The 14,118-nt window shown below is 62.0% G+C and carries 12 protein-coding genes and 3 pseudogenes; 6 read left to right on the top strand and 9 right to left on the bottom strand.

Translation table 11 applies throughout. The annotated features are described in order from the left end of the window. Nucleotides 1-10: 10 nt before the first annotated feature. From J2W36_RS23425 to J2W36_RS23410, 4 genes are all read right to left on the bottom strand, one after another. Complete coding sequence (locus J2W36_RS23425) at nucleotides 11-1,642, bottom strand: ShlB/FhaC/HecB family hemolysin secretion/activation protein (RefSeq protein ID WP_307692186.1); 1,632 nt, start codon at nucleotides 1,640-1,642, stop codon at nucleotides 11-13. A gap of 670 nt (nucleotides 1,643-2,312) precedes the next feature. Further along, the gene (locus J2W36_RS23420) at nucleotides 2,313-2,462 is read right to left on the bottom strand and encodes a hypothetical protein (RefSeq protein ID WP_307692185.1); all 150 of its coding nucleotides are present in this window, start codon (nucleotides 2,460-2,462) and stop codon (nucleotides 2,313-2,315) included. A gap of 606 nt (nucleotides 2,463-3,068) precedes the next feature. Beyond that, on the bottom strand, nucleotides 3,069-3,590 hold the full coding sequence (gene radC, locus J2W36_RS23415; protein WP_307692184.1) for a RadC family protein: 522 nt from the start codon (nucleotides 3,588-3,590) through the stop codon (nucleotides 3,069-3,071). 236 nt (nucleotides 3,591-3,826) lie between these two features. After that, nucleotides 3,827-3,961 carry a hypothetical protein gene (locus tag J2W36_RS23410; RefSeq protein ID WP_307692183.1) on the bottom strand — a complete coding sequence of 45 codons (135 nt, stop codon included), beginning with the start codon at nucleotides 3,959-3,961 and terminating at the stop codon, nucleotides 3,827-3,829. A gap of 125 nt (nucleotides 3,962-4,086) precedes the next feature. Here J2W36_RS23410 and J2W36_RS23405 point away from each other — a divergent pair, with 125 nt between their 5' ends. Both J2W36_RS23405 and J2W36_RS23400 read left to right on the top strand, forming a co-directional pair. Then, complete coding sequence (locus tag J2W36_RS23405; protein ID WP_307692182.1) at nucleotides 4,087-4,824, top strand: MFS transporter; 738 nt, start codon at nucleotides 4,087-4,089, stop codon at nucleotides 4,822-4,824. A gap of 416 nt (nucleotides 4,825-5,240) precedes the next feature. Then, nucleotides 5,241-5,864: a hypothetical protein gene (locus J2W36_RS23400; RefSeq protein ID WP_307692181.1), complete on the top strand. Its 624-nt coding sequence runs from the start codon at nucleotides 5,241-5,243 to the stop codon at nucleotides 5,862-5,864. A gap of 489 nt (nucleotides 5,865-6,353) precedes the next feature. On the opposite strand, the pseudogene J2W36_RS23395 reads toward J2W36_RS23400, so the two are convergent. Then, nucleotides 6,354-6,515, bottom strand: a pseudogene (locus J2W36_RS23395) (transposase); the annotation flags it as partial. Between the two features lie 449 nt (nucleotides 6,516-6,964). Then, nucleotides 6,965-7,474 (bottom strand): hypothetical protein, encoded by a 510-nt coding sequence (locus tag J2W36_RS23390; protein ID WP_307692180.1) that lies wholly within the window; start codon nucleotides 7,472-7,474, stop codon nucleotides 6,965-6,967. 406 nt (nucleotides 7,475-7,880) lie between these two features. Here J2W36_RS23390 and J2W36_RS23385 point away from each other — a divergent pair. The 3 genes and pseudogenes from J2W36_RS23385 to J2W36_RS23375 all read left to right on the top strand — a co-directional run. Further along, nucleotides 7,881-8,306, top strand: a pseudogene (locus tag J2W36_RS23385) (IS66 family transposase); the annotation flags it as partial. 43 nt (nucleotides 8,307-8,349) lie between these two features. Beyond that, nucleotides 8,350-8,779, top strand: a pseudogene (locus J2W36_RS23380) (IS3 family transposase); the annotation flags it as partial. A gap of 72 nt (nucleotides 8,780-8,851) precedes the next feature. After that, the gene (locus tag J2W36_RS23375) at nucleotides 8,852-10,942 is read left to right on the top strand and encodes a sensor domain-containing diguanylate cyclase (protein ID WP_307692225.1); all 2,091 of its coding nucleotides are present in this window, start codon (nucleotides 8,852-8,854) and stop codon (nucleotides 10,940-10,942) included. Between the two features lie 187 nt (nucleotides 10,943-11,129). Here the strand turns inward: J2W36_RS23375 and J2W36_RS23370 are convergent, their stop codons facing one another. After that, the gene (locus J2W36_RS23370; protein ID WP_307692179.1) at nucleotides 11,130-11,546 is read right to left on the bottom strand and encodes a nuclear transport factor 2 family protein; all 417 of its coding nucleotides are present in this window, start codon (nucleotides 11,544-11,546) and stop codon (nucleotides 11,130-11,132) included. Between the two features lie 69 nt (nucleotides 11,547-11,615). Between J2W36_RS23370 and J2W36_RS23365 the strand changes: the two genes are divergently transcribed. Beyond that, entirely contained in the window at nucleotides 11,616-12,557 is a 942-nt protein-coding gene (locus J2W36_RS23365; protein WP_307692178.1) for a LysR family transcriptional regulator, read from the top strand. On the opposite strand, the gene J2W36_RS23360 is transcribed toward J2W36_RS23365, so the two are convergent. Then, a complete protein-coding gene (locus J2W36_RS23360) occupies nucleotides 12,510-13,028 on the bottom strand; it encodes a GNAT family N-acetyltransferase (RefSeq protein ID WP_307692177.1) in 519 nt (172 codons plus the stop codon). The two genes, J2W36_RS23365 and J2W36_RS23360, sit on opposite strands and share 48 nt — an antisense overlap. Before the next feature lie 76 nt (nucleotides 13,029-13,104). After that, nucleotides 13,105-13,959, bottom strand: coding sequence for a DNA/RNA non-specific endonuclease (locus J2W36_RS23355; RefSeq protein ID WP_307692176.1), 855 nt, complete (start codon nucleotides 13,957-13,959; stop codon nucleotides 13,105-13,107). Nucleotides 13,960-14,118 lie beyond the last annotated feature (159 nt).

Raw genomic sequence — 14,118 nt, 5'->3', positions numbered from 1 at the left:
GAGTCGACGGTCAGTAGTTGGCCGTCACACTGAAATTGATGCGGGTATGGTGCTTTTCTGTCCGCGCGCCGGCCTTGAGCGGATAGCCCACGTCCATGCGTGCGTTGACCCATTGACCGATGCGCAAGGTGGTACCGAAACCCACGGAGGCGAGCGTGAAGCCGCTCTGCTGATCAGGCAGCGGTGCTTTCAGTCGAAGCCGGCCGGCATCGGCGAAGGTATAGACGCGCCAGTTCTCAATCGTCGGTCCGAAGAATTCCAGCGGCTTGGTGCGCCACTCCAGGGAGCCGACCAGGCCGATGTCACCCGTGCTCTCGGCAGAAAGATAGCCGCGAACAGAGTTCATGCCGCCTGCGGCCATCTGCTCGCTGGAGATCAAAGGTGAATCGCTCAATTGGCCCGACAGGCGGAAACCCAACTGGGAATTGCCTTCAAAGGTATGGCTGCCATTGACGTCGCCCTTGAGCACCATGAAGCTCGGTGAGGACTTGTAGCGTTTGTAATCGAACGCCTGCCAGTCGCTGCCGTAGCCGAATGCGCTGCTGGTGCCGACAACGATCGACAAGCCGATGCCGTACTGGCTTCGTTCGGACTGCAGAAAGCCGTTGTAGCCCAGCGTGATCGGTGCGTACCTGAGCGGCACCACGTCGCCGGTGCGTCCCAAGCGCAACGCCTCTTCGTTGTCCTTGAAGTCGATGCCGGCGCTCAGCGCGTGGTACCAGTTGCCCGTGTTGGGCACCGTGTACGTCGCCTTCATGCCGATAGAGTGACCCTTGCCCAGCACGTCAGTGCCGCCGACTGTCGCAACCTCGCTGTCGGACTTGTAGCCCGACGCCTCGAGGGACCAGTTGGTGCCCGGAATCGGCGCGACGTACGACGCCGAGATCACCTGCGTTTGGCTCAGGTCCTGCGGCGCGCCGAAGAAGCTGATCGACGCGCTATGCCCCATTTGCCAGAGGTTGTCGTGGCCGATCGATGCGGTAGCGCGGAGCTTGCGCGTGTCTGCGCTGTAGTCATTGTTCATTCCGACGCTTGCGCGCCACGGACTCTCGTCCTCGACTTTCAGGTCAACGTCCATGGTGCCCGGCATCGTGCCCTGCTTGACCAGTGGCATAACCTGCCGCTTTGGTCCACGGTTGATTGCGGTGAGCTCCACTTGCGCTTGGTTGAAGTCAGGCACTTGGCCTTCCTTCAGGGCAGGCACCTGGTTGCGGATATCGACCGGTGACGTGTATTCGGAGCCGACCACGCGCACACGACCGACGCGGGTTTCGTTGACCTGAAGGAAGACGAGGCCCTCGGTGACTTGCTGCTCGGGAAGGTCGACATACACCGACTGAAAGCCTTTGGCCTGGTAAGCCGCGAGCAGCGCATCTCGCGCGCCCTCAATGTCCTTCATCGTGCGCTCGGGTCCCAGGAAGGGCGTGACGGCTGCTTCGATGTCGCGGACATCCAGCGCGGTGTTGCCACGCACGATGTACTCGACCACGTCAACCTTGCGTGAGGCCTCGGGTGCCGCGGCAGAAGCCTGAGGCGTCGGGGACGCCTGGGCGCTCGCGGTCGCGTGCGCCGCCAGACTCAGAGCAGCCAAGCCTATTGCTTTCCAGAGCGCCGGTGACCTGTTCTCTTTCAGTTCATGCATGTGTCCAACTCGATCTTCAAGATTGATGCGCCGCGACGCCGAACGCCGTCGCGTACAACAGCGAGGCACTGCGCACAGCCTGAAGTGGCCATGATGGAAGCGCTGCGTGTCGCAGTTGCGTACCGATACATAGACGCGACAGCCGGACAGCGACTGTCGTTTGTCACAAAAACTTCATGAAATAAGAAAGGACTGCATGCGCTTGCGCAAGCTTCACGGGCGCGTCACGCATGCGACCTAGAATTCGGTGTGTGGCGCAGTCGCGCATGATTGGGGCGCGAATGCGAAAGTACTGGCCATCATCGATCTCGCTGGGCCTGGGATTGATGGCCCTCACGGGTTCCGTGCTGGCTTCGGGGCCCAACGACCCACCGAAAGATGCTGCCCCGAGTTGCATTGAGGTGGAGGTGGACGGCGCCCGGGCGCCGTCCTATGCCTGTCTGAGCGAGCGACTGCGCCCAACCGAGGGCACACGTCCACCCCACGATCCGACGCTCGGGTCCGAGGCCATCGTGCAACGCCCAGGAAATCAGTTGGGCGTGTTCAACCGGGCCGCGACCGGGCATCGCATGGGCAATGCCTTCGGGAACTCGGTGTATCCGCAGCGGCCGCCGGTCACTCAGCCCGCCATGCCTTTCGGACCTCGCACGCCGTAGCGCACACGCTGAACTCAGAAGTCTCGATCCTCATCGCGTTCGTCGTCAAACTCCTCCTCGATGGGAAGCTCTTCGCGCGGCCCGCTGGACAGGTCTTCGGAAATTGCCTTCATCGCGGCGAAGCCAGCGTCCAGGGCTTCGACATAGGTAGAGAAACCATGCATGGACTCCATCAAAGTTTCGAATTCTGTGGAGTGATCAAAGGATTCGAGCAAGGCCTAAAAATAGTCCCCTTGGTCATGTTGGTCGACGGTCATGGCAAGTGAGAGAAGTTGCGTTCTCATTGAGGCGTTGGTAGCGATGCGACGGGTAACGGAGCCGGCGGCGATTTTGCGAGAGCCCGACGTCAACGCCGCGACATGATGCGATTGAACCGTGCCACGGCAAAGAGGGAGCACATCGGGACAGTGCAATGCCAACCCAAGGCCACCCGTCCGCTAAAGCGCATCGGCCCAGCGCGCACCGCTCGTTGGACGTCAGCGCCTGCCGCTGTGCGGCCGTCAGTGCGCCCCCCAAGCGATTGCATCACGCTGTCGAGGTTGTACGAGAACATCTCGCCCTGAGCGCCACTGCTGCTTTGCGACGCAACGAACACGTCGTTTCCTAAGCCGAGCACGCGCACCGTGAAAACCGATGGCAAATTCTGACGCGCTGTCGCCCGCTGATGCCTAGTGGTGAAGCGTCAAGAGGTTGTTTCTTGACGGGTGGAGTCTGGGCAGGGTAGTTCTGCTCCAGCCTGGCGAAGCAAAAAGGGGGCAACGCCCCCCCTCTCAAACGAGGCCTCGCTGTGCCATGGAGAGGACGGTGTTGCCGGCCACGATGATGTGATCGAGGACCCGTACGTCGATCATGAAGAGTGCGGTCTTCAGGTTTTGGGTGAGCAGCTCATCGGCTCGCGAAGGTTCGGCGATGCCTGACGGATGGTTGTGCACAAGGATCAGCGCTGCAGCGTTGCGCGCCAGTGATTCCTTGATGACCTCGCGGGGATAAACGGATGTCTGTGACACCGTGCCGCGGAACAGCTCGACGTATTCGATGAGGCGGTGCTGCGAGTCGAGCATCAGGACGGAAAAGACCTCATGTTCCAGCATGCCGAGCTTGGCCTTGAGATACTCCTGAACGAGCTTCGGCGAGTCTAAGACGAACGTTCCGCGCAGCTGCTTAATGAGAAGATCCTGTGCAGCGCGAAGCACCTCAGATGCTGCAGCTGGTCGGTACTGCCCGGTTGCGTCACCCACCATGAGGACGGACGTGCCAACTGCGGTTTCGAACGAGAGGGAATATTGCGACATTGTCTGCTCCGTGAATCGGGCGGGATTGCCCGGTACCGGTACCCGCACGGCGCAGCGCAGTTGTCAGGGCTCGTCGACGGCCGCAGGACGCAAGTGCGCGCCTTGGCGCGCACGCAGGCCTTGACAGCGAGAACGACGTGCTACGTTGAAGGGAACAGCAAGCCACCCCCCTGCCTCCGTGATCGGTGGTGGTGTCGTGGTGCCTCTCCAGAATGGGGGGAATGCGCAGCCTGTGCTCAGGCTTGAACCGGTGCTTTCGTCGCACGGCGGTCCAGTGCGTTGTCAGCTCCACGCATGGCGTCGGCGATCGCGATGAAGCGGCGTTTCGCAGTGCGGCGAACCTTGAAGCGCTCATCGACCACGTCGTTCACGCGCGCCCACTGGTTCCACGCGAAGCTGCGACCCAGGCCCACGGTGGTTGGCTGCTCGGGAAGCTGTCTCCGGTGCGGACCAGCTCCTCCCAGTTGGCGCCAAACTCGACCGCGTCGAATCGACCGTGCCGTCCAGTGAGCGCGTTGCGCTCGAGCACGAGCGCAGCGTCCAAGAGCTCGGGCTGATGGGCCGCGAGCCAGAACAGTTCGGGCCGCAGCGCATGGGCATGGTCATGGGCCTGTATGCGCTGATGCCGGGCGTCGGCGCCGTGCTGGGGGCCAGCGCCTCCTTTGCCCTGTACCAACTGCTGGGTGCGGACCGGACATGGGCCTTCCAGTCACTCGACCTGTGGGCGGCACCCGCCCTGCTGGCCCTGGTGGCATGGCTGCCGCAACTGCGGCATGCACCCGGCATGGGTGCACCTGCTGATGGGAGCGTCACGCCTGCGGTCGCGGTATACCGCAACTGCACGGCATGGTCGATCACCTTGTTCTTCGGCCTGCAGGTGCTCAAGCTGTACGTGTTTCTGCCGTGGATGCCCACGATCCTCACGGATCGCGGCGCGACGCTCGCCGCCGCGGCACAGGTCTTCTCGCTCTCGCAGGTCAGCCTGATGGTGGCCAGTTTCGTAGCGCCGCTTCTGGCCCACCGCAGCCGCGACCAGCGACCCCACATCGTGGTGACCGTGCTGCTACGCCTGGCGGGGACGCTGGGCCTGGCGTATGCGCCGATCGAAATCGCCCTGTCGTGGGCCGTGATCTTGGGACTCGGCCAGGGCGCGCGATGCCACTATTCTGGCGAGCACGCACGGCTACATAGGGCTGGGCACGTCCGTGCCTTTCACAAACTACCGCGCCGGTGACTCGCCGCAGGCGCGCCGGTACATCGCGACGAACTCGCTCGGCGTCGCATAGCCCAATGCATTAGAGACGCTGCCCACCGAGACGTCCCGTGCCAGGCTCTCCAGCGCATGCACCAATCCCGCTTGCTGGCGCGACTGTGAAGTTCATGCCCAGGTCGGTCTGGCACATAGGCGGTCTCGCGGCGGTGGATGATGGGGATCATTTCCTCGCGAATCCGGATGAATTCGTCGCGCCCGCTACGCCAGCCCAATTGCGTCAGGGATGCAAGCCCGAAGGGGGCGAGATGCTACGCGGCTCGATGCGCAGTACGGCAGCCTGGGCCTGCTACGCAGGCGACGCCATAAAGCAACCCAATTGACAATTCAACCGACAATCTATAATCCGCACTCCGATAGACCTGCATCAAGGTGCCTTCATGCTGAAACCGCCCTTTGCGACTGCCCTGCTCTACGCTGCGCTCGCCTTCAGTCCGGCCCACGCGGACGATTACGGCTGCAAGGTGCTGCTCTGTTTGGCCGATCCCGCAGGCCCGATGGCCCAGAACGAATGCAGGCCGCCCATCAGACGTTTCATTGAAGGTCAGAGCAAACATCCCAAGGATCCATTTCCGACGTGTGAGGAAGGAGCACCGGCGATGATGAGGCCGGGGATGAGAATGTTCGACGCCTGCCCCGAAGGTACCGACACCCTGGCTGCGGACCGGATGGCACTGCAGCTGACGCCGACGGTCTTCGCGCAACTCACGCAAGCGCAGAGACCCGGCAGGCCGATCATTTTGGGCTCAGGCCCGGGCATCCAGCTTCCCGAAGGAATGGTGATCCAGCGGGGAATTGGAGAAGGCGGGCAAATCAACGAGCCGCAGCGCGACAAGGTGTGCGTCGGCCAACGGCTCGGTCTGATGATGGTCAATGCGGGAGCAGAGCAACCGCCTTGGCAGGTGGAGGCCTTCGAGCAGATCACGACGATGGCACCAGCAGCTTCGCCGCGCGTGGTCGACATCTACATCAGCGGCAAGCTTTATCGGTCGACGCGGTACTGACACGCGAGAGAGGACATCCGCATTGATAATGATATCCAGTCTCGCGCGGTGCGGGTCCAGGCAGGCCGCCCCAGGACGTTGACCTACCAGGTTGGCCAAAAGCGCCGTTTGCTTGAGCGTCTCGAGAAGATCCTGTGTGTCGTTGGAAGCCGAACCATCGGTGCCCATGCAGACTCTTATACCGCGGTCCAGCATGCGGCTCACGGGAGAAACCCTGAGGTGAGCCGCATGTCACCGCCGGATGAATACTCCCCAGTTTGAGAGTTGAAGCGCAGGCGGGCCGACCATGTGGGGACACGCACACGTCGCCGGAGGGTCAGGTGGTCAATTTGAAGGGTCTGATGATGATTCTGGAGTTGCACAATCAGGGCCTGTCTGTCTCGGCGATCGCCGAGCGCACCGGCCACGACCGCATGACCGTACTCGCGCAATTGCTCACGCCGGTTCGGGCAGTACCTGGACCTGGTGGGCATCAAGGAACTGCGCACGGTCTTTCACTCGTTTCGCGTCACGTTCATCAACCGGATGACCAACACCGGGGTTCGCGTCGCTGAAGCCGCCTTTGCGGCACAGATCCTTCATCGGCAAACCGGCCTCGGCCTGCTTGATGAAACCGATGATCTGCTCCTCGGTAAATCTGCTCTTTCTCATGTCCGTCATTCTCCAGGTTGACGGACTTCGCTGCCATTACGCTGGTACGGCTGGGAGGGAGCAAGTCACAACGAGCGTAGGGTCTCGATTGATCGCATCAATCATTACTGATTGATATAGCCACCGCTCTGCGAGAACATTGGCATATCAAGAGTAATGAGCGTTGTAAGGCTATTTACAGTCATATCAGTTACCTACGTGAAAAATATCGACCCTGAATAGTCCAAAAAAAGGAAGGCAAACAGCCGATACGACCTCTTCGGCAGTGCACTTCCTTTTGAAGAGCACGGAATTTGGGATCCCGATGACCACAAGATTTCCAACTGAATTTTCACGGAGGATCTCGTAGTTTGCTATCGGATCTGCCGTGGCGGTGGGGTTTTCTGGATGAGTGCGGCCATAGATTTGTAAAATAGGCCCGACGTCGTAAATGTGCTCTAACTGCATATTCATACCAATATGGGTAATATTTTCAATGGATCGCTTGGCCATATTCTTGATGCGATAAATTTATCAACGGCCAATTTCAATATTCCCACACTCCCCAGCGCATCGCTTCGTCCCGTGTAGGTCTGCACTCTTCCGTAGACTCTATTGGTGAATCCATTCTGATTGAAGTACCCTCGAATCTGCGCGATCACATCAGCTGGAACTGGTTCTGTCACCCCATCGTTACTGATCGCGATGTCCAATATTTGTATTGCAGACCATCGATAGAAGGTGTCTGCTGCATCACGGATTTTGCCGAATTTGACAGCATATTTTTCATCCCACCAAACGATATCATCGAGTCCCTGGGATGCGAGGATGCCTCGAAGGGTCGAGGCTTTTCTCTGTACCTCTGTTTCAGCCGAACTCATCGCCGCTGCGCTGCTGGAATCGATCGCAAGAGCTTCGATCGGATAGATCGCCTTGACAACTGCAATCGCAAAAACTGCAGCGCGAGAGTATTTTTTCATCCTTCAATCTAGTGGATAGTGTTTGTCTGACCCTGCATCAGAAGACCAACTAAGGTCGCGTTGGTTCGGATGAGGAAGCATTTTTTAAATCTTTAAGCACTTGCAGTTTGTTCTAGATTAGCAGGGTGTGGCCTTTGCTTTGTGACATTTCGATGACTTTTCTTATGAGGGAATTAACATCTCTTTCTTTTATTGGAATTCTGAGTGGAACCTGACTAGTAGGCGACTAAGCGGATCTATTCAGAGTTCGCCGAAGTTGATGGCTCCGGCTAGCGGCCGTCCCTAGAAGTGCGGTCGTCGGGGAATTCGTTGCGTTGTCGTTGCCGGCTGAGCCGTCATTACCGCTGCCAAGATATCTCCCTATGAACGCCACGCCCGATCTCGTCCAACTTGACGTCGAACAGCTGAACGAGGTCGAATACGTCGGGCACAGGCCGAGCCGATTGCCGCGACCTTGCACGCTTGGCTGCAGGCGCAGCGCACGCGCGTGCCCGAGGGATCGGCGACAGCCCGGGCGATCGACTACAGCTTGAAGCGATGGCTTGCGCTGACGCGCTACCTCGGCGACGGCACCGTGCCGTGCGACAACAACTGGGTCGAGAACCAGATCCGTCCTATCGCGATCGGGCGCGGCAACTGGCTGTTCGCCGGCAGCTTGCGGGCCGGCAAACGCGCCGCCGCGATCATGAGCCTGGTGCACTCGGCCAAGCTCAATGGGCACGATCCGTACGCCTACCTGCGCGACGTGATGGACCGATTGCCCACCCAGCCAGCCAGCCGCATCGAGGAACTGCTGCCCCATCGTTGGCAACCTCTGACAGAACGTATATGAGACTCGGCGCGCGCAGCGTCAAGATGACATCGCCGCGTGCTTACGGCGCGCCTGCAGGCTTGTGGGGCTCTCCCGCGACAGCTACCGCAACCCACCCGAAGCCGATGCCATGACGCAAGAGCTCAGCAGCAAGATCGTCGAGAGCGCACGCGCGCCGGCGCTTCGGCTATCGGCGCATCCACGACATGGTGCGCTCGCACTTCCCCGGTGTGAACCATAAGAAGGTCTACCGGCTCTACAGCGCCGCCAACTTGGCAGTGCGCAAGCGCAAGAAGGTCAAGCGCCCGACCAGTGAACGCGTGCCGCTGCGATTGGCCACGACGGCAAATGAGGTGTGGAGCATGGACTTCGTTAGCGACAGCCTGAGTACGGGGCGGCGCATCAAGTGCTTGACGGTCGCTGATGACTTCAGCCACGAGTGCGTGAGCATCGCGGTGGACTGGGGCATCTCGGGCCAGTACGTCACACGGCTGCCGGCGTCTCGATCGCTGCCATCGCCCTGGCCAACGGCGTCAACGCGAACCTGCTTCGCCGCTGGATTCTGGATGCCGACCAAACGCCAGGCGAGCGTAGTGTGCAGCCTGTCGCGACACATGCCTCTTAAGCGCACGGGGAGTAGCATTCCTGCGATGGACATCGCAACACGCCCGACCCGCCCACGTCTGGCCTGGATTTACACGCTCAAGTTCCAGATCGTCGCCATTGCCCTAATGGCCGCCGCCGCTGCGGCCGTCATCACGGCCCACTTCGCATTCGTCGCTACCGAGCGCAATATGGAGCAGTTGCTGGTGAAGGGCGAAAGCGACGACGCCGAGCGCACTGCGACGCTGATGGGGACCAAGGTCGACATGCTGCGCGATGCGCTGAAGGCGGCGGCGCGGCAGTCCCCTTCCGAATTGTGGGCGGACCCCGAGGCGATGCGGCGGCACTTGCTGGCCAACTCGGCCCTGGGATCGCTTTTCGAGGGCGTTTTCGCCGCCCGGCCCAGCGGCGAACTGCTCGGGGGCATCTCGCAGGGAAGGCTCTCATCGGAGCTGCCCGACGTCGGCGATCGGGCTTATTTTCAGCAAGCGCTGAACACCGACCAGTTGATCATCTCAGAGCCACTGGCGGCCAAGCGTGTCAAGACACCGGTGGTCGTCATGGCGATCTCCACGCGAGGAAGAAACGGCGAGGTGCTCGGTGTGCTCGCCGGCGTGCTGGCGCTGAGCTCGAACAACCTTTTCTCTGAGGCGGCGCGCGCGGGCCGCGAAGACGCGTCGCGCGTTCTCGTGATGAACCGCCAGGGGATGCTCATGGCCCACACCAACCCGGCGCGTCTTCTGGGGCATGCGGCAGCCGAGCCCGGGCTCGCCGAGGCATTCGAACTCTGGCGCGCATCCGGCAGCGCGATAGACACCGTCGGCACCACCACGTTGAGCCAGGGACACCTGGTGGCGATGGCCGGCATCCCCGACACGGACTGGACGCTGGCGCGTCTGACCCCCTTGGCAGTGGCGCTCGCGCCGGTGGCGGCCGCTCGCAAGACCGCCTGGACCTCTGCCGCCTGGGTCGCGCTCGGGGCGGCAGCGCTATCCGGCGGCCTGGCGTGGCTCATCACTCTTCCGATTTCCCGGCTTCGCGCGCGCGCCAGCGTCTTGCTGTCGGAGGGCGACGTGTCGGTAGAGGATTGGCCGCACGGGCGCGGCGAGGTGGGGCAGCTGGGACGAGCGTTCGCGCGGGTGGTCGAGCAGCGCCGCCAAAAGCAAGATGAGACGGAAGCCCTTCTCGCGCAACTCGAGGCGGTGCTCGATCAGGCTGACATCGGCATCGCGCTCACGCGGGAAGGTCGATATGAAATGGTGAGCCGCCAGTTCTGCGAAATCTTCGGGTTCGCGAAAGCCGATCTGGTGGGCCAGCCCGCGTCCATCATCTATCCCTCGCAGGCGGCTTATGACGCGCTATCCGCGCTGGCAGATCGCTCCTTCATGCACGACGGAGCGTTCAGTGGCGAGGTCGAGCTGGCGCGAGCCGGCGGCGACGTTTTTTGGGCACGATTGCGCGGGAGGGCTGTGGCGCCGGAGGACCACTCGAAGGGAACCATCTGGACCCTGGAGGACGTCACAGTGTCGAGGGCTCACCGCGAGCGCCTCGCCTGGATCTCCAGCCACGACTCGCTGACCGGGCTGTCCAACCGCGCCGCTTTCGAGGAAATGCTCGAAGCGGCAACCGCGCGCGCTGATGACGAGCCGTTTTGCGCGATGTTCATCGATCTGGATCACTTCAAAGAGGTCAACGACACGGGGGGCCATCCGATAGGCGACGCTGTTTTGCGCGATGTGGCGAGCACGTTGACAGGCCACGTGCGCCTGGCTGACACCGTGGCCAGGCTGGGTGGCGATGAGTTCGCCATCCTGCTTCATGGATGCCCATTGCCACGGGCGGTGGAGGTCGCGGAAAAGCTGCGCCTCGCAGTCGAGGCCTATCAGTTGATCTGGGAAGGCCGCTCGTTCGGCGTAGGCGCAAGCATAGGCTTGGTGGCCGTTGATGCGTCTTTCAAGGACGCGGCTGCCGTCCTGCGCGCCGCCGATTCGGCCTGCTATGCGGCAAAGGCGCGAGGACGCAACGCCGTGGCCGTGTTTTCCGGACAGCCCTGATGTCGCCGCATCCGGCACCGCCGTGTTCCGCGCCCAGCAGCGCCAGACACCCTGCCATGCCGGCCAGGTGCGCATTCCTGCCTGGTACAGCCTCAAAGTGCACGAGGAGGTGTTTCTGCCTCACCCCCAGAGGAAAACGCGCTTTCAGCGTCGCCACGGCGGCCCGAGAGTCAGAATGTTTGCGAGGTCAAGCCCCCTGCGGATCAGGTGCGTACTTGTCGCCCACCTGCTCTCGCAAGGGATGCGTGTCGTACACGATCTGCATGTCCTGGATGAGGAGGCTGCCCGGACTGAAGCCGAAGACATCCACGCAGGTGAAGTCGACCAGCCGGCCGTCGTTCAACGTCCAGTCGTAGCGGAAGTAAGCCGCCACGCGAACGAAATCTGTGTCTGCCTGGACCGAAGTGAACAGGTCGATGAGCGTGATCACACTCTTGCTCGAGGCCTTGGCGAGCCTGCCGAAGAAGTCACTGGCCACCATGGTCCCGAGAAAGGGCGAATGCACCAAGCCATCGGGCGCGAAGGTGGCGATCATGCCCGAGGTGTCACTGGCATGCAGATGCCGCAGATAAGCGCGGACGGTGTCGTTGGGCGAGGAGGTCATGGCATGCAGTCTTTCCGATCCCGCACAGGATTGCAAGTAACAATCCCGGCTAACCCATCAACGCCGTTTATGTATTTTCGCCATCTGGACTACCTTCGGCTCGTAATCGCGCATGGCTCGTTCGCCGCTGCCGCCCAAGCTGGAAGCGTGACGCAGTCGGCCATCAGCCATGGCATGAAGCAGTTGCAAGCCGAACTCGGGCACCGGCTGTTCACTCGGGTCGGGCGCCGACTGGTGCCGACCGAGTTCGCGCTGCAGCTTGCCAGGGAGTCGGTCATGCTGGCGGACCGGGTCGACGCGTTGACAGGGACCGTGTCCCGCCCGGTCGATGCCGGGCTGCTGCGCATCGGGCTCACGCCCTCCGCCGCGTTGGTCTGCGGGCTGGCTCTGTACACCCATTGGTGCGGCGACGCGACTGGGCGCAGCTTGCAGTTGCACAGCGCCGACGAAGGCCAACTGCTCGCGAGCCTGTCGAGGCGAGAGGTGGACTTCGTCATTTCGCCCCGCCCGCGTGGCTACCGCGAGGTGCATGTGGCCTGCGAGCCGCTGTATCGACTGCAGCCGATGGTCTGGGCCCGACGTGGCCATGCGCTCGCGACGGCGCACAGCCTGGAGGACCTGCAGCACGCGAACTGGGCCATCGTCGGCCCCAGCGTCCGCGGTCCTGTGAACGTGCTGACCGAAGCCTTCTCGGTGCGAAACATGGAACCACCTCACGTGATGGTGAGCTGCCCCGACTACCCCAGCATGCTCAACCTCGTCGCCCATACCGATCTGCTCGCCGTCGTGCCGCATCCAGCGTTGGTGAGCGGTGAACTGAGTCCACTGATCGCGTCTTTGAAACTGCGCGAGACGCTGCCGCTGTATGAGATGTGGCTCTTCCACGCGGCACCGCTCGGCGTTGCCATGGCAGAGATCGCACAACAACTGCTGCACAGCTTGGCATCGACGACGGGCAGCAGGTCACGCGTTGGGGACGATGAAGATACGGCAGACGGTCGTGCGACCTGAGCCGTGGGGGCGCTTGGCTGGCTCAGGAAAGGTGTCAATCACCGTGAACCCGGCCTTGCGCATCATGCCGGCCGATGCGGCATTTTCTTCGTGCCGGTCGATGTACACCTCGCGCATGCCCCGCGCCTTCAGCACATCGAGCGCCGCTGCCAGCAAGCGAGCGCCCAAGCCTTGGCCAACGGCGTCACGGTGAACGACTGCTTCGCAGATGTAGCCATGAGTCTCCCCGGCCCGGCCCTCCGGCTGGTAGCGTGCGAAGTCTTGCGTCTGGCAGAAGGTCACCACGCCCTGAAGCGCCGAGCCATCCCAAGCGACCACCGCCTCCACTGCGCCTGTTGCGATCTGCCCCACATGCCGCGCCACCTCGTCAGGTGGCAGCCAATTCCACGGGTTGGGTCCGTGCATGAGAATCAGGTCGACGATCTCGGCAATGTTCTCGGGCCTGGCCGCCCGCAATTGGTGGGTTGTCATGCCCCCACTGTAGTTGCAGCCCGAGCAGATCACTCAAGCCGACTTAGGCGGCCCATAGAGCGCATTCTGGAACGACCTAATTCGCTCCCGCCAACAACTGCAAGCCCGATCGCTGCTCGAACTCCTGGTAGCTGATCGGCTGCAGGCTCTGCTTGCCAGCGTTGTTGGCCATCCAGTACGCCCACGCTCGACCGTCTCCGCTGCTGTAGACCACTTTCCAGGTATGGCTCGGCACCCACACTTGACCGGCTCCGATCGTGGTCGGTCGTTGGGCGAACGTCGGACCGGTGAACACGTACACATCCCCGCTTGCGCGGGCGGCGTACTTGCGCGTGGCTTGCTCGACCTGGTTCCAGGCCTTCTGATTGAGCTCTGGCACCTGAGGGACCATGTTGGCCAGCGAGAACGATTGCGCTTTGGACTCCACCGTCGGCATGTCGCCGGCTGGAGCCATGTGGCCACGGTCGTAGCCGCTTCCCGCGTAGTCGGTCAGTTGCGCCCGATCAGCCGCGGGCAATCGTGCTTCGGGGTAAAACCGATCGGACCGCTTGATTTTCTTGGCGGCTTCAACACCGCTTCGCGTCAGCCGCTCGACGGTGTAGACGGGGGTCTTGCTCTCCCCGGAATGAAGCACGGCGAAGGCATCGAAGCACAGTGCACGCTGACGGCCTGGCCACGCGACCGTTGGCACGTGCCCCGGGAAAAGCTGAGGGCACTGCGCGAAGGCGCCGACCTGGCTTGTCTGCGGCGCGGACTGACCGCCGGCGTGGGGTGCAGCAACGTGCGGAGTGACGCTGCAGCCAGGCACCTGCACGGCGCCGACGACCGCGAAGATGAACGCAATACCCAGCCTTCGCAGCGAACTCGTTTTCTTGCCTGCGAGGGTGCGTGCCGGACTTCTATCGGCCCTCCGGTGCGTCACTCTGGGCATCCGTACTCAGCAAAACTGCCGATCGTTTGACTACTCATGGCGGCAGCATAACCCGCAAGCAGTATGGAAAAACAGATGCAGATATAAAGGCCGAGATCACTTCAGAGACGGCGCCTTGGAAGCGAATTCGCACCGTATTTTGGTTAGCGCCCTCTGCTG

The organism is Variovorax ginsengisoli (assembly GCF_030811835.1).
Taxonomy (GTDB): domain Bacteria; phylum Pseudomonadota; class Gammaproteobacteria; order Burkholderiales; family Burkholderiaceae_C; genus Variovorax; species Variovorax ginsengisoli_C.
This window is presented reverse-complemented; position numbering and strand designations above follow the sequence as displayed.

Coding starts and splice junctions, on each gene's coding strand:
- J2W36_RS23425 (WP_307692186.1), bottom strand. CDS start 1,642: ATGCATGAACTGAAAGAGAACAGGTCACCGGCGCTCTGGAAAGCAATA.
- J2W36_RS23420 (WP_307692185.1), bottom strand. CDS start 2,462: ATGCATGGTTTCTCTACCTATGTCGAAGCCCTGGACGCTGGCTTCGCC.
- radC (WP_307692184.1), bottom strand. CDS start 3,590: ATGTCGCAATATTCCCTCTCGTTCGAAACCGCAGTTGGCACGTCCGTC.
- J2W36_RS23400 (WP_307692181.1), top strand. CDS start 5,241: ATGCTGAAACCGCCCTTTGCGACTGCCCTGCTCTACGCTGCGCTCGCC.
- J2W36_RS23390 (WP_307692180.1), bottom strand. CDS start 7,474: ATGAAAAAATACTCTCGCGCTGCAGTTTTTGCGATTGCAGTTGTCAAG.
- J2W36_RS23375 (WP_307692225.1), top strand. CDS start 8,852: ATGCCGACCAAACGCCAGGCGAGCGTAGTGTGCAGCCTGTCGCGACAC.
- J2W36_RS23370 (WP_307692179.1), bottom strand. CDS start 11,546: ATGACCTCCTCGCCCAACGACACCGTCCGCGCTTATCTGCGGCATCTG.
- J2W36_RS23365 (WP_307692178.1), top strand. CDS start 11,616: ATGTATTTTCGCCATCTGGACTACCTTCGGCTCGTAATCGCGCATGGC.
- J2W36_RS23360 (WP_307692177.1), bottom strand. CDS start 13,028: ATGACAACCCACCAATTGCGGGCGGCCAGGCCCGAGAACATTGCCGAG.
- J2W36_RS23355 (WP_307692176.1), bottom strand. CDS start 13,959: ATGCCCAGAGTGACGCACCGGAGGGCCGATAGAAGTCCGGCACGCACC.